18 protein-coding genes are annotated in these 18,304 nt (G+C 63.1%); 14 read left to right on the top strand and 4 right to left on the bottom strand.

The window, feature by feature from the left end; all coding sequences use genetic code 11:
- The first annotated feature begins 4 nt into the window (after positions 1–4).
- The 6 genes from sdhA (at position 5) to AO692_RS12380 (ending at position 6,534) form a co-directional block, all read left to right on the top strand.
- The gene (gene sdhA, locus AO692_RS12405) at positions 5–1,843 is read left to right on the top strand and encodes a succinate dehydrogenase flavoprotein subunit (protein WP_054310362.1); all 1,839 of its coding nucleotides are present in this window, start codon (positions 5–7) and stop codon (positions 1,841–1,843) included.
- Positions 1,844–1,845: 2 nt separating this feature from the next.
- Complete coding sequence (locus AO692_RS12400; protein WP_054310361.1) at positions 1,846–2,286, top strand: DUF3052 family protein; 441 nt, start codon at positions 1,846–1,848, stop codon at positions 2,284–2,286.
- The gene (locus tag AO692_RS12395) at positions 2,286–3,065 is read left to right on the top strand and encodes a succinate dehydrogenase iron-sulfur subunit (RefSeq protein WP_054310360.1); all 780 of its coding nucleotides are present in this window, start codon (positions 2,286–2,288) and stop codon (positions 3,063–3,065) included. Before AO692_RS12400 ends, AO692_RS12395 begins: the two co-directional genes overlap by 1 nt.
- A 13-nt stretch (positions 3,066–3,078) precedes the next feature.
- Entirely contained in the window at positions 3,079–3,720 is a 642-nt protein-coding gene (locus tag AO692_RS12390) for a DUF480 domain-containing protein (RefSeq protein ID WP_054310359.1), read from the top strand.
- A 2-nt stretch (positions 3,721–3,722) separates the two neighbouring features.
- On the top strand, positions 3,723–4,829 hold the full coding sequence (locus tag AO692_RS12385) for an NAD(P)-binding domain-containing protein (protein WP_054310358.1): 1,107 nt from the start codon (positions 3,723–3,725) through the stop codon (positions 4,827–4,829).
- Between the two features lie 145 nt (positions 4,830–4,974).
- Positions 4,975–6,534, top strand: a complete 1,560-nt coding sequence (locus AO692_RS12380; protein WP_054310357.1) for an MFS transporter — start codon at positions 4,975–4,977, stop codon at positions 6,532–6,534.
- A 100-nt stretch (positions 6,535–6,634) separates the two neighbouring features.
- Here the strand turns inward: AO692_RS12380 and AO692_RS12375 are convergent, their stop codons facing one another.
- Positions 6,635–7,060 carry an OsmC family protein gene (locus tag AO692_RS12375; protein ID WP_054310356.1) on the bottom strand — a complete coding sequence of 142 codons (426 nt, stop codon included), beginning with the start codon at positions 7,058–7,060 and terminating at the stop codon, positions 6,635–6,637.
- 184 nt (positions 7,061–7,244) lie between these two features.
- On the opposite strand from AO692_RS12375, the gene AO692_RS12370 reads away from it, so the two are divergent.
- Complete coding sequence (locus tag AO692_RS12370) at positions 7,245–7,601, top strand: YciI family protein (protein ID WP_054310355.1); 357 nt, start codon at positions 7,245–7,247, stop codon at positions 7,599–7,601.
- Between the two features lie 12 nt (positions 7,602–7,613).
- Here the strand turns inward: AO692_RS12370 and AO692_RS12365 are convergent, their stop codons facing one another.
- Together AO692_RS12365 and AO692_RS12360 are read right to left on the bottom strand one after the other, a co-directional pair.
- Positions 7,614–8,096 (bottom strand): YbaK/EbsC family protein, encoded by a 483-nt coding sequence (locus AO692_RS12365; protein ID WP_054310354.1) that lies wholly within the window; start codon positions 8,094–8,096, stop codon positions 7,614–7,616.
- A gap of 107 nt (positions 8,097–8,203) precedes the next feature.
- Complete coding sequence (locus AO692_RS12360; RefSeq protein WP_054310353.1) at positions 8,204–9,469, bottom strand: ubiquinone biosynthesis hydroxylase; 1,266 nt, start codon at positions 9,467–9,469, stop codon at positions 8,204–8,206.
- 117 nt (positions 9,470–9,586) lie between these two features.
- Between AO692_RS12360 and tesB the strand changes: the two genes are divergently transcribed.
- The 7 genes from tesB (at position 9,587) to AO692_RS12325 (ending at position 17,794) form a co-directional block, all read left to right on the top strand.
- Complete coding sequence (gene tesB / locus AO692_RS12355) at positions 9,587–10,462, top strand: acyl-CoA thioesterase II (protein ID WP_054310352.1); 876 nt, start codon at positions 9,587–9,589, stop codon at positions 10,460–10,462.
- Between the two features lie 220 nt (positions 10,463–10,682).
- Complete coding sequence (locus tag AO692_RS12350) at positions 10,683–11,021, top strand: P-II family nitrogen regulator (protein ID WP_054310351.1); 339 nt, start codon at positions 10,683–10,685, stop codon at positions 11,019–11,021.
- A gap of 29 nt (positions 11,022–11,050) precedes the next feature.
- Entirely contained in the window at positions 11,051–12,376 is a 1,326-nt protein-coding gene (locus AO692_RS12345) for an ammonium transporter (RefSeq protein ID WP_054310350.1), read from the top strand.
- Positions 12,377–12,620: 244 nt separating this feature from the next.
- Positions 12,621–12,896: a hypothetical protein gene (locus AO692_RS12340; protein WP_054310349.1), complete on the top strand. Its 276-nt coding sequence runs from the start codon at positions 12,621–12,623 to the stop codon at positions 12,894–12,896.
- Positions 12,897–13,315: 419 nt separating this feature from the next.
- Positions 13,316–16,033, top strand: a complete 2,718-nt coding sequence (locus AO692_RS12335) for a DNA translocase FtsK (protein WP_054310348.1) — start codon at positions 13,316–13,318, stop codon at positions 16,031–16,033.
- 74 nt (positions 16,034–16,107) lie between these two features.
- Entirely contained in the window at positions 16,108–16,797 is a 690-nt protein-coding gene (locus AO692_RS12330; protein WP_054310347.1) for an outer membrane lipoprotein carrier protein LolA, read from the top strand.
- A gap of 193 nt (positions 16,798–16,990) precedes the next feature.
- Positions 16,991–17,794: an exodeoxyribonuclease III gene (locus AO692_RS12325; protein WP_054310346.1), complete on the top strand. Its 804-nt coding sequence runs from the start codon at positions 16,991–16,993 to the stop codon at positions 17,792–17,794.
- Between the two features lie 6 nt (positions 17,795–17,800).
- Here AO692_RS12325 and AO692_RS12320 read toward each other — a convergent pair whose 3' ends face one another.
- Complete coding sequence (locus AO692_RS12320) at positions 17,801–18,295, bottom strand: GNAT family N-acetyltransferase (RefSeq protein WP_244483343.1); 495 nt, start codon at positions 18,293–18,295, stop codon at positions 17,801–17,803.
- Between the last annotated feature and the right edge of the window lie 9 nt (positions 18,296–18,304).

Genomic DNA, 18,304 nt, shown 5'->3' with positions numbered 1-18,304 from the left:
CGCTTTGGCCAAGGACGCGAAAAGCGGCAGCACGGCTTCCGCCTATACTTACGTAGACCACAAGTTCGACGTGGTGATCGTCGGTGCCGGCGGCGCCGGCCTGCGCGCAACGCTCGGCATGGCCGAGCAGGGCCTGCGCACGGCATGCATCACCAAGGTCTTCCCAACCCGCTCGCATACCGTGGCAGCGCAGGGCGGCATCGCCGCTTCGCTGCAGAACATGGGTCCCGACAGCTGGCAGTGGCACCTCTACGACACCGTCAAGGGTTCCGACTGGCTCGGCGACGTCGATGCCATGGAATACATGGTGCGCGAGGCCCCTGCCGCGGTCTACGAACTCGAGCACTACGGCGTGCCGTTCTCGCGCACTGAAGAGGGCAAGATCTATCAGCGCCCGTTCGGCGGCCACATGATGAATTACGGCGACGGTCCGCCCGTGCAGCGCACCTGCGCTGCGGCCGATCGCACCGGCCACGCCATCCTGCATACGCTCTACGGCCAGTCGCTGAAGAACAACGCGCAGTTCTTCATTGAATATTTCGCGCTCGACCTGATCATGGACGATGACGGCACCTGCACCGGTGTCGTAGCCTGGAATCTCGACGACGGCACCATCCATCGCTTCTCGGCAAAGATGGTCGTGCTGGCGACCGGTGGTTACGGCCGCGCCTACCTCTCGGCAACCTCGGCACATACCTGTACCGGCGACGGCGGCGGCATGGCGGTACGCGCCGGCCTGCCGTTGCAGGACATGGAGTTCGTGCAGTTCCATCCGACCGGCATCTACGGCGCCGGCTGCCTGATCACCGAAGGCGCACGCGGCGAAGGTGGCTATCTGGTCAATTCGGAAGGCGAGCGCTTCATGGAGCGTTACGCGCCATCGGCCAAGGACCTTGCTTCGCGCGACGTCGTCTCGCGTTGCATGACGCTGGAAATCCGCGAGGGTCGCGGCGTCGGCAAGCAGAAGGACCACATCTTCCTGCATCTCGACCATCTCGATCCGGCCGTTCTTCACGAACGTCTGCCCGGCATTTCGGAATCGGCGAAGATCTTCGCCGGCGTCGACGTGACGCGCGAGCCGATCCCGGTGCTGCCGACGGTGCACTACAATATGGGCGGCGTGCCGACCAACTATTGGGGCGAGGTGCTGAACCCGACCGCGAAGAGCCCGGATCGCGTATCGCCCGGCCTGATGGCGGTGGGCGAGGCCGGCTGCGCCTCGGTGCACGGCGCCAATCGCCTCGGTTCCAACTCCTTGATCGACCTGGTGGTGTTCGGCCGCGCTGCGGCAATCCGCGCCGGTCAGGTGGTGGACCGTACCTCCTCGGTGCCTGCGGCCAATCCGCGTTCGCTGGAAAAGATCATGGATCGCTTCGATCGGCTGCGCCACGCCAATGGTGGCACGCCGACGGCGGTGCTGCGCGACAAGATGCAGCGCGCCATGCAGGAAGATGCCGCCGTGTTCCGTACGCAGGAGTCGCTGGAGCAGGGCTGCAGGCGCGTCTCCGAGATCTGGAAAGAGAAGAAGGACGTCAAGGTCTTCGACCGTTCGATGATCTGGAACTCGGACCTGGTCGAGACGTTGGAGCTGGAAAACCTGATGGCGAACGCCATCGCCACAGTCTATGGCGCCGAGGCGCGCAAGGAGAGCCGTGGTGCCCACGCGCGCGAGGACTTCTCGGCGCGTGACGATGCCAACTGGCGCAAGCATACGCTGGCGAAGGTCAGCGAGGACGGCAAGGTGACGCTGACCTATCGCGGCGTGCACACCGAGACCACGCTGCCGATGGACAAGGGCGGAATCGATCCGGCCAAGATCGCGCCCAAGGCGCGGGTGTACTGACGATGGGTGCGGCGCTGGCCACGGCTGGCTATTCCGGTACGCCGCTTGCGGCGAAGCTGGGGTTGAAGGACGGCATGCATGCCGCCTTCCTGGCCTTGCCGGAACAGTTGGCGGGGCTCAGCGAAGCAGTCCGCTTTGCCACGGTGGAGCATTTCACCGCCTGGGCAGACGTCGACGCCGATGCAAGCTGCGATGTGGTGCACGCTTTCACCGACCGACGCAACGAGGTCGAGGGTTCGCTCGGCCAGCTGCAGGCGGCGATCAAACGGGACGGTATGATCTGGGTGTCGTGGCCGAAAAAGGCATCCAAAGTGCCGACCGATGTGACCGAGGACGTGATACGCGCCGAAGCGCTCAAGCTCGACCTGGTTGACGTCAAGGTCGCGGCAATCGATGAAATCTGGTCCGGGCTGAAGCTCGTCATCCGAAAGGACCGCAGGTAATGGTCGAACTCGCACTGCCCAAGAATTCGCAGGTCAAGCCGGGCAAGACCTGGCCGAAGCCGGAAGGCGCCACGAACCTGCGCGAGTTTCGCATCTACCGGTGGTCGCCGGATGACGATGAAAATCCGCGCATCGACACCTATTTCGTCGACATGGACGATTGCGGGCCGATGGTTCTGGATGCGCTGCTCTACATCAAGAACAAGATCGATCCGACGCTGACGCTGCGCCGTTCCTGCCGCGAAGGCATCTGCGGTTCCTGCGCCATGAACATCGACGGCTCCAACACCTTGGCCTGCACCAAGGGTTGCGACGACATTTCCGGCGCCGTGAAGGTCTATCCGCTGCCGCATATGCCGGTGGTGAAGGACCTGGTTCCGGATCTCACCAATTTCTATGCCCAGCATCGTTCGATCGAGCCCTGGCTGAAGACGGTCTCTCCGGAGCCGGCCAAGGAATGGCTGCAGAGCCATGAGGACCGCCAGAAGCTTGACGGCCTCTACGAGTGCATCCTGTGCGCCTGCTGCTCGACCTCATGCCCGAGCTACTGGTGGAACGGCGATCGCTACCTCGGCCCGGCCACGCTGCTTCAGGCCTACCGCTGGCTGATCGACTCCAGAGACGAAGCGACAGGCGAGCGCCTGGACAACCTCGAAGATCCGTTCCGGCTCTATCGCTGCCACACCATCATGAACTGCGCGCAGACCTGCCCGAAGGGTCTCAACCCTGCCAAGGCGATCGCCGAGATCAAGAAGATGATGGTGGAGCGCCGCGTCTGAGGCGACAGCGCATATGACAGCAGAAGATCTTCCCCATCTCACCCCAGCCGAGGCTCGTGTCCTCGGCTGCCTGATCGAGAAGAAGGAGCTCACGCCCGACGTCTATCCGATGACGTCGAACGCGCTGGTGGCTGCCGCCAACCAGAAGACCTCGCGCGATCCGGTGATGGCGTTGGAGATGGTCGAGATCATGCGCACCCTCAGCACCTTGCAAGCCAAGGGCCTGGTGCGCCAGCAATTCGCGTCGCGCGTCGAGCGCTACGAACATCTGATGGCGCAGAAATTCTCGCTGACCCGCAATCAGACCGCGCTGATCGGCCTGCTTCTGCTGCGTGGTCCGCAGACGGTCTATGAATTGCAGGCCCGCGCGGAGCGCATGGCCAATTTCGCCGATGCCGATGCCGTGCGCGGCGAGCTCGACATGTTGATCGGCCGCAGGCCGCCTTTGGTCAAGGAAATCGGCCGTGCGCCCGGCCAGCGTGAGGACCGTTTCGCACATCTGCTTTCAGGCGATGTCGAGGTCAGCGCGGTGGTCGCGACCAGCCGCGCGCCCGGCGTTGCGTCGCCCGCCGTCTCGGAGCTCGAGGAACGCGTTCGGCTTCTGGAAGAGGAAGTGGCGGCCCTCAAGGCGCGGCTCGATGCCGTAGGCGCATAAGCGTGGCCGAGCCGCAGGCCGACGCTTCGACAAACCTACTCTTCAAGGTCGACATCGTCGTCATCGGTGCGGGGCAGGCCGGGCTGTCTTCGGCCTATCATCTCGGCAGGCTGGGCCTGTCTGTCGGGCGGCAATTCCTCGTGCTGGACAGCAATTCGACGCCTGGCGGCGCCTGGCAGCATCGCTGGCCCTCGCTGACGCTCAGCACCGTCAACCGGGTGCACGATCTGCCGGGCATGCAGTTTTCCGAAGCCGTCGACACCGGTGACGGAGCGGTCAAGGCCTCTGTCGCGGTGCCCGAATATTTCGCCAGCTACGAGCGCAAGTTCAACCTGCCGGTCTACCGGCCTGTCACGGCCAAGGTCGTCTGCGACCGGTCCGGACGGTTGCGGATCGAGACGAGCCGGGAGACGTTTTCGGCGCGAGGCATCATCAACGCAACGGGAACATGGGAAAATCCGGTCATTCCCGTCTATCCCGGTTCAGAATTGTTCGAAGGGCAGCAACTGCACACGCACGACTATCGCGGCGCCGACGCCTTCGTTGGGAAGCATGTCGTCGTGGTTGGCGGCGGTATTTCAGCGTTACAGCATCTCGACGAAATTTCGCAGGTGACCAGCACGAGCTGGGTCACCCGCCGCGAACCACAATTCCGGGAAGAGCCCTTCACGGTGGAGGATGGCCGCGCCGCTGTCGCTGCGGTCGAAGACAGGGTCCGGCGCGGGCTGGTTCCCGGATCGGTGGTCTCCGTCACCGGCATCTCGCTGACACCGGCCTTGCGAGCCGCCCGGGATCGTGGCGTGCTGAGGCGCCTGCCGATGTTCAGCGAGATCACGAAAGATGGTGTTCGCTGGCCGGATGGTTCCGAGCAAAGGGCGGACGTCATCTTGTGGGCAACCGGTTTCCGCAGCTCGCTCGATCACCTCGCGCCGCTGCAGTTGCGCGAAGACAATGGCGGCATCGTCATGGGCGGACGGCTGGCGACGCAGGTCGAGAAGGATCCGCGTGTCCATCTGGTCGGCTACGGCCCTTCAGCCTCCACCATCGGCGCCAATCGCGCCGGAGGTGCCGCGGCCCGCGAGCTGGCGACCTACCTTGGTTTGATCTGACGGCGTCCTCGCCGTTCCCGCGATGCCGGGGCGCTGGCGAGATGTGTCAGCAACGACGGTGCCGTGCCCTTGAACCGGCCGTCGGCGTTTCCTCTATATGAGGCTTGGCAAATATACGCCGGCACGGCTGGCGATGGAGGGGTAAGTGCCGAGCCACACGGAGAAGGCGACACGCCGCGAATGGATCGGGCTGGTGGCACTTGCGCTGCCTTGCCTGCTCTACACGATGGACCTGACGGTACTCAATCTGGCGGTGCCGCATCTGGTCGCCGATCTGAAGCCCAGTGCCGTGCAATTGCTCTGGATCGTCGATATCTACGGCTTTCTGATCGCCGGTTCGCTTATCACCATGGGCACGCTCGGCGACCGTATCGGCCGCCGCAAGGTGCTGCTGGCCGGTGCCGTTCTGTTCGGCATCGCTTCGGTGATCGCCGCATTTTCCACCTCGGCCGAAATGCTGATCGCTGCGCGAGCGCTTCTCGGCGTTGCCGGTGCCACACTGGCGCCGTCGACGCTTTCGCTGATCCGCAACATGTTCCATGACGCAGGCGAGCGCACCTTTGCCATCTCGATCTGGGCAACCAGCTATTCGGTGGGCGCCGCCATCGGCCCGCTGCTCGGCGGCGTGCTGCTCGAATATTTCTGGTGGGGCTCGGTGTTCCTGCTGGCCGTCCCGGTGATGGTGCTGCTTCTCATCGTCGGGCCGATCCTTCTGCCCGAATATCGCGACCCCGGCGCCGGGCGGCTCGATGTCACCAGCGCCGCTCTTTCGCTGGTAGCGGTGCTGGCCATGGTCTACGGCCTGAAACAGATCGCTTCGGATGGTGTCGCCTGGCTCCCCGTCGCGGCGATCCTCGCCGGTCTCGCCGTCGGTGCGGCTTTCATGGTGCGGCAGCGGCGCCTGGCCGATCCCCTGCTCGATCTCACCCTGTTCCGGTCACGTCCGTTCAGTGCGGCTCTTATCGTCAACGTCATCGCCTGTTTCGTCGCCTTCGGGCCTTTCGTCTTCATCGCGCAATACCTGCAGCTGGTCATCGGCCTGACGCCCTTGAAGGCGGGTCTCTGGACGCTGCCCTCGTCGGTCGGCTTCGTGGTTTCCTCGATGATGACGTCCTGGGTCGTCGCGCACATTCCGGCGCCGCGAGTCATTGCTGGCGGGTTGGCATTGGCAGCGCTTGCCTTCCTGTTGCTCACCCAGGTCGGCAATGGTCATCCGCTGGGAATGATCGTTGCGGCAACGATCGTCATGTCGCTGGGGCTCGGTCTCGTCTTCACGCTGACCACCGATCTGATCGTGGGTGCGGCGCCGCCAGAACGTGCCGGCGCCGCCGGTGCGCTTTCGGAAACGGGCGCCGAGTTCGGCGGTGTGCTGGGCATCGCTGTCCTGGGCAGCATCGGCATGGCGATCTATCGCGGCGCGATGGCGGGCGGTGTGCCAGCCGGCGTGCCGGAGGAAGCGGCTCAGACGGCACGCGATACGCTGGGCGGAGCTGTCGCGATTGCACCGCAACTGCCAAACGGGCTTGCCGACGCGCTGCTGGTGGTGGCGCGCGATGCCTTCACCAGCGGTTTTGAACTGATCGCTACGATCTCGACGGTGCTGACCGTCGTCGCCGCAATCGTGATGCTGCTTATGTTCCGCAAGGACGGGCCGACCAAGCCATCCGACGAGCCGCAGTCGGCCGCCTTGCAAAAGGCCGCATAGCCCAGCGCATCGTGCTTCAAAGTGTTAGGGCGTCCTTTTGCGCGTCCGAATGGACGCGCGGCGCTCTAAAGTGGCAACGCGGTCAAATGCCCTGTCCTGATCAAGCGAGTTTGGCGTCCAGGCCAACCTTGATGGCACCGAGCGCACGCGAAACCGGGCACTCGGCCTTGGCCTTGGCAGCCAGTTCCTGGAATTTGGCGTCGTCGATGCCGGGAACATCAGCAACCAGCGTGATGTTGCTCTCGGTGATGCCGGTACCGGGAATGAGCTTTACCGCCGCCGTCGCCTCCAGCTTTGCTGCCGGCGTGCCGTTTTCAGCGAGGAAATGCGAAAGCTGCATGGCGTAGCAGCCGGCATGGGCGGCCGCGATCAGTTCTTCCGGGTTGGTGCCGGATTTGCCGCTTTCGTCCTCGAAACGCATCTTGAAAGAATAGGGCGTGCCCTTGAGCGCGCCGCTCTGGGTGTCGATCGTGCCGCCACCTTCCTTCAGGTTGCCTTTCCAAACGGCTGTTGCGGTGCGATCCATGGTCTTTCTCCTGCTGGGATTGAGAGACAACTATAGCGCCGTCACCTGACAAGACCACAACATCATCGACGATGTTGAGCGGAGCTGAAAATCGCTGCGTGGAAATGTCGGCTTCGTTGAAGCTGAGCCGTCCTGCGGTCGACGCCATATCGGCGCGCATGAACACCACAACAGGAGATGAACGATGAAGTATCTCTGTCTGGTCTACCATGAGGAAACAGCACTGCGGGCTTTGTCTGCCGCGGATGCCAGGAAGCTCGACGCCGACTCGCTTGCCTACGACAAGGTCCTGGAAAACAGCGGCCATCTGATTGCGGCCGAGGCTTTGCAGCCGGTGAAGACGGCGAAAGTGGTGCGCAAGCGCAAGGGCAGGATATTGGTCACCGACGGCCCGTTTGCCGAAACCAAGGAGCAACTGCTCGGTTTCATCCTTATCGAGGCGGAGGATCTCGAAAAGGCGCTGGCGCTTGCTGCCGACATCCCGCTGGCAGAGATGGGCATGATCGAGGTGCGAGCGATCTACGACATTCCGCAACCGTAGCGCGGCAGCCGGTCAGTCCTGAACTGCAGGCGCCGGGGCCTGGCAGACATCGACCCATTCGGCGGAGACAAGCGTTGCCATGCGTTCGGGCGCAAGCCGCACGGCGGCGTTGGTGGCGCCGGCCGCAGGGACCACTTCGTCGAAGGCTTTCAGCGAAACATCGCAATAGACCGGCAATGGAGCGGGCAGGCCGAAGGGACACACACCGCCGATCGGATGGCTGGTCAAGGCAACGACCTCTTCGGCCTCCAGCATGCGCGCCTTGCCGCCGAAATGATCCTTGAACTTGCGATTGTCGAGCCGCGTCGTACCGGCGGCGACCACCAGCATCGCCGTATCGCCGACCCTCAGGCAGATCGTCTTGGCGATCTGGTCGGGCGCCACGCCATGCGCCTCGGCGGCAAGCGCTACCGTTGCCGAACTGGCTTCGGTGACGATGACTTCGATGTCTGGGGCTTTGGCGGCGAAGAAGGCGCGGACGGATTCGAGGCTCATATCCGAACCATAGGGACACCATGCCGGGCCGGCAATCAGCCAGGACTCGGGTACCGGATGCCAGCCGCGATATCGATTGGTCCTGATTGGCCCGGATGACCCGTGGGCTAGATCGCCTCGCCCTTCAGCAGGCGCGGCGTTCCCTCCGCCAGGCCAGATGCCTGGCGGATGAAGAAATCCTTCAGACGGGGCATGCGTTCAACCAGGCCGAGACCGATATCGCGAACGGCGCGCAGCGGCGCGATATCGTTGGAGAACAGCCGGTTCAACACATCGGTGGTGACGCCCATCTGCATCGTGTCGAAACGGCGCCATTGCTGGTAGCGCTCAAGCACATCGAGCGCGCCGATGTCCTGGCCGAGCCGATCTGCCTCGACGATCACCTCGGCCAGGGCGGCAACGTCCTTGAAGCCGAGATTGAGACCTTGCCCGGCGATCGGGTGGATGCCATGGGCTGCATCGCCCGCCAGCGCAAGGCGCGGCGCCACGAAGGCGCGGGCAAGCGTCAGCCCCAGCGGCCATGCGCGCGGCTTGTCCATCGCGCGGATCTCGCCGAGTTTCAGGCCGAAGCGCTGCTCCAGCTCCATTTCGAAGACGAGGTCGTCGCCTTCGACGAGCTTGTTGGCATCTTCGGTGCGTTCCACCCAAACGATCGAGGAGCGATTGGTGCCATCCTTGTCGGGCTTCAGCGGTAAGGTGGCGAAAGGTCCAGCGGGCAGGAAATGCTCTTCGGCACGGCCATTATGCGGCCGTTCATGCGCCACGGTGCAGACGATGCCGGACTGGCCGTATTCCCATCGCACGGTCTTGATGCCGGCCATGTCGCGCAGTCTGGAATTGACCCCGTCGCATGCGACCAGCAGGCGGGCGCGCAAGGTCGCGCCGTCCGCCAGATGAATGGTCATGCCGGTGGTGTTGGTGTCGAAGGACTGGACGGCCACGCCTTCGATCAGATCGACGTCCAGGCGCTCGGCCTGGCGGCGCAGCGCACCGTTGAGGTCACGGTTGGCAACCATGTGCGCGAAGGGTTCGCCGGGAGCGACTTCGCCATCGAAGGTCAGGAAGGTGGGGCGCACCGGATCGGCGGTGCGCGAATCGGTGATGATCATCTCGGTGATCGCCTGCGCCTGCGAGGCGATCTCCGCCCAGACACCAAGCTGGTCGAGCATGCGGCAGGCCGCTGCCGCGATAGCCGAGGCGCGGCCATCCTTCTGCCATACACCGGCGGGAGCGGCATCGACAACGGCGATACGCAGGCTGGGGCGCGCCTGCTTGAGCGAGACAGCGGTCGCGAGACCGACATAGCCGGCGCCGGCAATCAGCACGTCGAGCCGTGTGCTTTCCAGCGTTTCCCGCTCTTGTTTCGTCGCCATTCCAGCCACCTTTCCCGCCCGGTCTTCGGGATCATGTTCCAGACCATGCCCGCTTTATGCCTTGACTGCCCGTCACTGCTGTCCGAAACCGCACCGACAATTGCGAGGAACGGACGCATGACGCAAGCCATGAACGAGCTTCTTGGCATTCTCGACCTGGAGAAGCTGGAAGACAACCTGTTCCGAGGTCGCAGCCCCCAAACCGACTGGCAGCGCGTTTTCGGCGGCCAGACGATCGCGCAGGCACTGGTGGCCGCACAACGCACCGTGGAGCCGGACCGGCATGTGCATTCGCTGCATGGCTATTTCATGCGGCCAGGCGACACCAAGTTGCCGATCATCTACGAGGTCGATCGTATCCGCGACGGTTCTTCCTTCACCACGCGTCGCGTGATGGCGGTCCAGCATGGCCACGCCATTTTTTCTCTCGAAGCTTCATTCCATCTCGATGAGATCGGGCTCGAGCACCAAATTCCCATGCCGCTCGACGTTCCCGAACCCGACACGCTGCTGACGCAGCGCGACCTGTTGGAAAAATTCGGCGAAGCCGTGCCGGAAGGCATCAAACTCTACTGGCAGCGCGAGAGGCCGATCGAGATGCGGCCGATCATGCTTAAACATTATACGAGCCGGGAGCGGCTGGAGCCGAACCAGAACATCTGGATCCGCACCACGGGGCCGGTGCCGAACGACCGCGCGCTACAGGCCGCCGTTCTGGCTTATCTGTCGGACATGACGCTGCTCGACACCTCGACCTTCGCGCATGGGCGCGCGATCTTCGACCGCGATATCCAGGCGGCCAGCCTGGATCACTCGATGTGGTTCCATCGCAGCCATCCGTTCGACGACTGGATGCTCTACACGCAGGACAGTCCCTCCACGCAAGGCGCGCGCGGTTTCACACGCGGCTCGCTGTTTGCCCGCGACGGCACGCTCATCGCTTCCGTGGCGCAGGAAGGACTGATCCGCCTCAAACGATCGCCTGCGAAATAGGCAATCCTTTAATTTTGCCTATTCAATAGGCATTTTGTGAACGCGCTTTGCGTGGCCGATTTGGCCAACACCTCTCTTATCCATTTATTTTCAGACGCTTAGAACTTCGTCTCGGCATTTGGCACGGAGCTTGAATTGGCATGGGCACTCGCCGGCCCGTGTTGAGGCCGGTGATGTCGCGTGGAACGCGGGGACCGTAACGAACAAAGGGCGAATCCTGATGAAGATCGTGATGGCCATCATCAAGCCGTTCAAACTCGACGAGGTGCGCGAAGCGCTCACCGCCGTCGGCATCCAGGGTCTGACCGTCACCGAAGTCAAAGGCTACGGGCGTCAGAAGGGGCATACCGAAATCTATCGTGGAGCGGAGTACGCCGTTTCCTTCCTTCCCAAGATCAAGATCGAAGTCGCTGTCGCAGCCGACCTCGTCGACAAGGCCGTCGAGGCGATCGCCAACGCGGCCAAGACCGGCCAGATCGGTGACGGCAAGGTCTTCGTCTTCGGCATCGACCAGGCCGTGCGCATCCGCACCGGCGAAACAGACACCGACGCGCTGTGAGCGGGTCACGCATCGTTATGGAGAGATCGATGAACAATCTTCCTGCCTTGAAAAGGGCGGTCGCGCCGCTGGCGGCCCTGGCTGGCCTGCTCGCAACGACCGTGGCCTACGCGCAAGAAGCGACACCGGCTGCAGCCCCAGCCCCCGTGCTCGATACTGGCAACACCGCCTGGATGCTGACCTCGACGGCATTGGTGCTGATGATGACCATTCCAGGGCTCGCCCTGTTCTATGCCGGCATGGTGCGCAAGAAGAACCTGCTCGCAACCGTCATGCAGAGCTTTGCCGTCTGCTGTCTGGTCACGGTGCTGTGGTTCGTAGCCGGCTATTCGCTGGCATTCTCGGACGGCGGTTCTCTCAATGCCTATGTCGGCGGCTTGTCCAAGGCGCTGCACCAGGGCATCACGGTCTCGTCCCTGTGGGCGCCGGGCGTGGCGAACATTCCGGAATTCGTTTTCTCGATGTTCCAGATGACCTTTGCCATCATCACGCCGGCGCTGATTGCCGGCGCCTTCGCCGAACGCATGAAATTCTCGGCACTGCTGCTGTTCAGCGGGCTGTGGCTGCTGATCGTCTACGCACCGATCGCGCACTGGGTCTGGGGCGGTGGCTTCCTCGGCTCGGCCGGCGTGCTCGACTTCGCGGGCGGCACGGTGGTGCATATCAATGCCGGTGTCGCCGGCCTGGTCTGCGCACTGGTGCTCGGCAAGCGCGAAGGCTACGGCACCGTCAACATGGCGCCCTATAACCTCGTCTACGCGGTGATCGGTGCTTCGCTGCTGTGGGTCGGCTGGTTCGGCTTCAACGCCGGCTCCGAGCTCGCCGCCGACGGTCTTGCCGGTGCCGCCATGATGAACACGCAGGTCGCAGCCGCCGCTGCCGGTCTCGCCTGGATGTTCACCGAATGGCTGATCGCCAAGAAGCCGTCGGTGCTTGGCATCATCTCGGGCGCCGTCGCCGGCCTTGTCGCCGTGACGCCGGCCTCCGGTTTCGTCAATCCGACGGGCGCCTTCGTCATCGGTATCGCCTCCGGCATCATCTGCTATTTCGCCGCCGTCAAGCTCAAGCATGCCTTCGGTTACGACGATTCGCTCGATGCCTTTGGCGTGCATGGCGTCGGTGGCATCGTCGGTGCGCTGCTCACCGGTGTCTTCGCCGATCCCGCCATCAACGCGCTCGGCAAGGACGCCACGGTGCTCAAGCAGCTCTACGGTATCGTCTTCACCATTATCTGGACCGCAGTCGCCAGCTTCGTGATCCTCTATGTGGTCAAGGCGCTGGTCGGCCTGCGCCCGAGCAAGCAGGAGGAAATCGAGGGACTCGACGTCACCTTGCACGGCGAGGTGATCCAGTAGCTCTCATTTGCCTGCGGGATTACCCGTTTCGAAGGAAGATCCCGTCGTGAGCCGCTGCGAACGCGGTCACGCCACCTGGGCCCGGAGCGATCCGGGCCCCTTTTTTATGACCGACCGATAGTGATCACATTTGCTTGATCCAGCGACCAATCGACGCCCGCCGATGAAACATCGAAGCGCCTGTTCCGAACTATTGCGGTGACCGTGATCTGGCGGTCGACAACAATGAAAAGGGAGTTATCCGATGAGCATTAGAAACATAGCGCTTTGTGCAGTTGCTTTGTCCTTGGTTGGCGGTGCTGCCTTCGCAGGAGCCCTAGACGAGCCGGCCAACATGGCGCCTTTTTTCACCGATTCCAGCATGAAGACCATGAAGCCCAAGGGTGAATTCAAGGCGGCGTGGGATTCCATGGCGAAGGAAAAGCAGATGGCGATGAAGAAGGAGTGTCAGGACGCTGCGATGAGTAAGCCATATGCGGAATTCTGTGCTAATCTTCAGGCGCTGGGCGGCGCCAACTAGAGGCTGCATAGGGGTAGCTCACACCACGATAACCTTGGCATTTTGTAGGGAGCGGGGCTGATTATCTGCCATCCTATGTGGTCAAAATGCCGGTCGGCCCACACCCAAACGAGCAGGAAGAAATCGAAGGGCTGGACGTGACCCGCCACGGCGAGGTGGTGCAGTAAGCAGCATTCGTCAGCGGGGTTCCCGCAGGGGAACGAAGATCCTGTCGTGAGCTGTTGCGAACGCACTCATGCGACCTGGGCCCGGAGCGATCCGGACCCTTTTTCCGATCATGGATGCGGGCGCGCTGGCCAAACCTCGCATGCTGTCCCGCATAGTTAATGCCGCCTTAACCATCGTCTCGATAGTCTGGGCTTCGAATCTGCCGGACTGCGTCCCGCATCCGGCTCAGGCAATGACAGACGGGGAAATGCATGCGTTCAGGGGCATCGGCACCGCTCGCGCTGACCGGCACCGGGCACGGGTTCCAGGCGTTCCTGCGACGCCAGGCCGGCCGGCTTGTCGGCGGCGCGCTGTTCGTTTTCGTCGCTTTCGGCGTGGCTGCCCTGGCGACATGGAACGTCGCCGATCCGTCCTTCTCGCATGCCACCGACAATCCCGTGACCAACGCGATGGGATACCCGGGCGCGGTGTTCTCCGACCTCGCCACCCAGTTCCTGGGTCTCTCCGCCGTCGCCGCTCTGGTGCCTGCAGTGATCTGGGGCTTCCTGCTGTTTTCCGCCCGCGGTGTCGACAAGATGCCGCGCCGTGGTGTCTCGTGGGCTGGTTTCGCCCTGCTTGCGGCGGCGATGGCCGGCTGCGTCGTGCCGCCCAAGACCTGGCCGCTGCCAAGCGGTCTTGGCGGTGTCTTCGGCGATATGGTGCTGAAGGTGCCGGGCCTGTTCCTGGGTGGCTATCCGACCGGGCTTGCCGCCAGCATCATCGCCGTCCTGCTGGCAGCTCCCGCACTTTGGCTGTTCGCCCACGGCTCCGCCCTGATTTCTCGCACCAACGGCTTTGCCGTGATGGACGAACCAGAGCCGAAGCGTCGTGAAAAGGAAGAAGATCGCGACGCCATCCTGTTCGAGAACGAAGAGGACGATGGCGACAATGGCGGGTTGCTGGCGCTCGGCGCCGTCACCCACTGGTGGCTGTCGTTCCGTGCGTGGCGGCATCGCCGCGCCGCCGCCCGTCGGCGCGAAGAAGAGGGCGAGTTCGATTTCGCCGAAATGCCGTCGCGCGAAAGCGCCTGGCGCCGCGCCGCCGAACGCGTGGAATCGGCCGAGCTCGCCGAGGCTCGCATGAGCTCGAGCGGCCGTGCCCGTGTCGAACCCGAGTTCTTCGCGGCGATGGTCAAGGATCGTCATCCAACGGTTGATCCCGCCGTAGCCCCTTTCGAGACGGATGATTTCGACAGCGGCGATTTCGGCGAAGCCGATTTCGAGCGCGACGAGGACGATTATCCGTATGACCAGCCTGTTGGCGCGCCGCGCACGCAGGCCGGCTCCAACACCCAGGTACGCAATTTCCGCTCCGATGCCGCCACGCGCGTCGAAGCACCGGCACCCCGGCCCACGCAGGGTGCGCGCGTTCAGCGCGAGGCGCAGACCTCGCTCATCGCTTCCAGCAGTTTCGAGATGCCGTCGCTGCATTTCCTGTCTGAACCGAAGAGTGTGGCGCGTGATCCGAGCCTGTCCAAGGATGCGCTGGAACAGAACGCGCGTCTGCTGGAAGGCGTGCTGGAGGACTTTGGCGTCAAAGGCGAGATCATCCATGTCCGGCCTGGTCCGGTGGTCACGCTCTACGAGCTCGAGCCGGCGCCCGGCATCAAGTCGAGCCGCGTCATCGGCCTTGCCGACGACATCGCCCGCTCGATGAGCGCGATCGCCGCGCGTGTCGCGGTGGTGCCTGGCCGCAACGCCATCGGTATCGAACTGCCCAACGCCAAGCGCGAAATGGTCTATCTGCGCGAGATCCTGGCCAGTCGCGATTTCGAGGAAAGCAAGGCCAAGCTCGCGCTTGCGCTCGGCAAGACCATCAATGGCGAGCCGGTCATCGTCGATATCGCCAAGATGCCGCACGTGCTGGTGGCCGGTACCACCGGCTCAGGCAAATCGGTCGCCATCAACACCATGATCCTGTCGCTTCTCTACCGGCTGAAACCGGAGGAGTGCCGCCTCATCATGATCGATCCGAAGATGCTGGAACTTTCCGTCTATGACGGCATCCCGCATCTGCTCACCCCTGTCGTCACCGATCCGAAGAAAGCCGTGGTCGCGCTGAAGTGGACGGTGCGCGAGATGGAGGACCGCTACCGCAAGATGTCCAAGGTCGGCGTGCGCAACATCGACGGTTTCAACCAGCGCATCGTGCAGGCCGACAAGAAGGGCGAGAAGATCTCACGCACGGTGCAGACCGGTTTCGACCGCCAGACCGGCGAGGCGATCTACGAGACCGAGGATCTCGATCTCGAGCCGATGCCCTATATCGTCGTCATCATCGACGAGATGGCCGACCTGATGATGGTCGCCGGCAAGGATATCGAAGGCGCCGTCCAGCGTCTCGCGCAGATGGCGCGCGCCGCCGGCATCCACGTCATCATGGCGACACAGCGTCCATCGGTCGACGTCATCACCGGCACGATCAAGGCCAATTTCCCGACCCGCATCTCCTTCCAGGTGACGTCGAAGATCGACTCGCGCACCATCCTTGGCGAACAGGGCGCGGAGCAGCTGCTCGGCATGGGCGACATGCTCTATATGGCAGGTGGTGGCCGTATCCAGCGCGTACACGGCCCGTTCGTCGCCGACGACGAGGTCGAGAAGGTGGTCCAGCACCTGAAGCTGCAAGGCGTGCCTGAATATCTCGATGCGATCACCGAGGATGATGAGGAAGGCGACGACGAACCGTCGGGCCGCGGAGGTTCCGGTGGCGGCAATCTCGACGATTCCGACGATCCGTACGATCAGGCGGTGGCGGTGGTGCTGCGCGACGGCAAGGCATCGACCAGCTACATCCAGCGCCGTCTCGGCATCGGTTACAACCGTGCCGCCTCGATCATCGAACGGATGGAGCAGGAGGGCATCGTCGGTGCAGCCAACCATGCCGGCAAGCGCGAAATCCTGGTGCCGACGGAAGAAGACAAGTTCTGACAAGAGGACGGTCAAACTAAAGCCCAACTGAGGGTCCACCACCTGTCCGGAACAACGATACGAGAGTAAGCGGCATGGAAGACAACCTTTTCGCAGCAGCAACCGGCCTTGCCTTGACGCGGCGGCGGTTGCTCGGGCTTGGCTTGATGGTGGTGGGTGCCGCTGCCGCCAACACCGTGCCGGTCTTCATGCCCGTGGCCGCCGCCCAGGCCGCTGTCCCGCCTGCCGCCCAGAAGATCGCCGATCATTTCTCGGCGGTGAAGTCGATGACGGGTGAATTCGTGCAGTTCGGTCCGAAAGGCGAACAGACCGGCGGCAAGTTCTTCCTGGAACGTCCGGGCAAGATCCGATTCAACTATGAAGGCGCGGCCAACTTCAAGGTGATCTCGGACGGCGAATCGGTCGTCCTCCTCAACAAGAAGTTGCAGACATCCGACCTCTACCCGCTTTCGAAGACGCCGCTGAAGCTCCTGCTCGAAGACAGGATCGACCTGTCCGGCGACCGTGTGAAGAATGTGAAGGAAGAGGAAGACCTCATCACCATCAAGCTGTCGGACAAGCAGGTGTTCGGCAATTCGACCATCACCATGATGTTCGATCCGAAGACCTACGACCTGCGCCAGTGGACGATCACCGATGCGCAGGGCAAGGACACGACGGTGATGATCTTCAACACCAGGGAAGGCGTTTCCTTCGCGCCCGATACGTTCAAGATCGACTATACGGCCAATCGCGAGCTCAATGCCAAGAAGGGTTTGCGTTGAGGTTTGCCGCAGCGCGCCCTGGTCCGACTGCCGTCATTTCCTAAACTCTTTGTGGAAATTCGGCACACTGGATCCTTGTCCGGTGCGCCGTCTTGTTTTTCCGAACCCAGGCTGGCAGGTTCCGCGCAAATTTCATCGCATTGATGCCTTCGCTTGAGCCCGCCGGCTTGACGGGCACGGGTTCGGAACACGCATGGCTTTTACTCTGGCAACCTGGAACATCAACTCGGTCAGGCTGCGCATGCCGCTGGTCGAACAGCTGATCGCGGAGCGCAATCCCGACATCATCTGCCTGCAGGAAACCAAATGCCCGGATGATCTGTTTCCGGCGAACGCTTTCCGCAAGCTGGGCTACGAGCACATCGCCATCCACGGCCAGAAGGGTTATCACGGTGTCGCCACCGTCGCGCGGCGGCCGATCGAAATCGTGGAAAAGCGCCGCTTCTGCGAAATCGAAGACAGCCGGCATATTTCAGTACGCTTCGAGGCTGGCGGTAGGAAGATCGTGCTTCACAATTTCTATGTGCCGGCGGGCGGCGACGAACCCAACCCCCAGATCAACCCGAAGTTCCGGCACAAGCTCGATTTCGTGCAGGAGATGAACAGTGTTCGCGCCGACGAAAATGACGGCGCGGGATCGATCCTGGTCGGAGATCTCAACATCGCCCCGCTCGAACACGACGTCTGGTCGCACAAGCAACTGCTCAACGTCGTCAGCCATACGCCGGTCGAGACGGAGAGTTTCGAGGCAATGCGCAAGCAGGGCTCCTGGGCCGACCTGATGCGTTTGAATGTGCCCATCGAACAGAAGATCTACACCTGGTGGAGCTATCGCGCCGCCGATTGGCAGGCGTCGGATCGCGGCCGCCGGCTCGACCATGTCTGGTCCTCGAACAACCTCGTGCCGGCTTTCACGGGATATGAGATCTTGCGCGTCGCCCGCGGATGGGAGCGCCCGTCCGACCATGTACCGGTGATTGCCCGGTTCGATCTCTGAGAAATGCTAGGCGTTGGCGGCTTCCCATTCCGGCCGCAGCAGCGACATCACCAGTTCGTCACGATATTCGCCGCCGAAATAGGCACTGCCGCGTGAAATACCCTCGGCCTGGAAGCCGATCGCCTCGTACATGCGCTGGGCGCGCAGATTGTCGGGAAACAGGCCGATGACGAGGCGATGGACATCCGTCTCCTGGAACGTGCGCGCGACGACCGCAGCAAGCAGGCGCCGTCCCTGGCCCTGACCGGGGCTGACGACGGCGACGCGGCGCACCAGCGTCGTGCGCTCGACCGCGTTCCAGAAACGCAGCATGGCGAACCCGACCGGTGCCGGACCGTCATGGCCGATGAAATAGGCATGGCTGCCGTCGACAAAAGCATCGCGGTGCCGCTGCTCGTCCCAGCGTCCAACGAGCCGGTCGTACCCCTCCAGCCGTTCGGTGGCCATGATGAAAGGCAGATCGGCCAGGCCGCCGCGAACGAGATGAAAAGTCGTTCCCACCGGTGTTCC

It is taken from the genome of Mesorhizobium sp. 1M-11, from assembly GCF_001303895.1.
GTDB lineage: Bacteria > Pseudomonadota > Alphaproteobacteria > Rhizobiales > Rhizobiaceae > Mesorhizobium.
This window is presented reverse-complemented; position numbering and strand designations above follow the sequence as displayed.

What these genes read in the sequence shown, in the direction of transcription:
- AO692_RS12400 (WP_054310361.1), top strand. Translation starts at nt 1,846, where the DNA reads ATGGGTGCGGCGCTGGCCACGGCTGGCTATTCCGGTACGCCGCTTGCG.
- AO692_RS12395 (WP_054310360.1), top strand. Translation starts at nt 2,286, where the DNA reads ATGGTCGAACTCGCACTGCCCAAGAATTCGCAGGTCAAGCCGGGCAAG.
- AO692_RS12390 (WP_054310359.1), top strand. Translation starts at nt 3,079, where the DNA reads ATGACAGCAGAAGATCTTCCCCATCTCACCCCAGCCGAGGCTCGTGTC.
- AO692_RS12375 (WP_054310356.1), bottom strand. Translation starts at nt 7,060, where the DNA reads ATGGATCGCACCGCAACAGCCGTTTGGAAAGGCAACCTGAAGGAAGGT.
- AO692_RS12370 (WP_054310355.1), top strand. Translation starts at nt 7,245, where the DNA reads ATGAAGTATCTCTGTCTGGTCTACCATGAGGAAACAGCACTGCGGGCT.
- AO692_RS12365 (WP_054310354.1), bottom strand. Translation starts at nt 8,096, where the DNA reads ATGAGCCTCGAATCCGTCCGCGCCTTCTTCGCCGCCAAAGCCCCAGAC.
- AO692_RS12360 (WP_054310353.1), bottom strand. Translation starts at nt 9,469, where the DNA reads ATGGCGACGAAACAAGAGCGGGAAACGCTGGAAAGCACACGGCTCGAC.
- tesB (WP_054310352.1), top strand. Translation starts at nt 9,587, where the DNA reads ATGACGCAAGCCATGAACGAGCTTCTTGGCATTCTCGACCTGGAGAAG.
- AO692_RS12350 (WP_054310351.1), top strand. Translation starts at nt 10,683, where the DNA reads ATGAAGATCGTGATGGCCATCATCAAGCCGTTCAAACTCGACGAGGTG.
- AO692_RS12345 (WP_054310350.1), top strand. Translation starts at nt 11,051, where the DNA reads ATGAACAATCTTCCTGCCTTGAAAAGGGCGGTCGCGCCGCTGGCGGCC.
- AO692_RS12340 (WP_054310349.1), top strand. Translation starts at nt 12,621, where the DNA reads ATGAGCATTAGAAACATAGCGCTTTGTGCAGTTGCTTTGTCCTTGGTT.
- AO692_RS12335 (WP_054310348.1), top strand. Translation starts at nt 13,316, where the DNA reads ATGCGTTCAGGGGCATCGGCACCGCTCGCGCTGACCGGCACCGGGCAC.
- AO692_RS12330 (WP_054310347.1), top strand. Translation starts at nt 16,108, where the DNA reads ATGGAAGACAACCTTTTCGCAGCAGCAACCGGCCTTGCCTTGACGCGG.
- AO692_RS12325 (WP_054310346.1), top strand. Translation starts at nt 16,991, where the DNA reads ATGGCTTTTACTCTGGCAACCTGGAACATCAACTCGGTCAGGCTGCGC.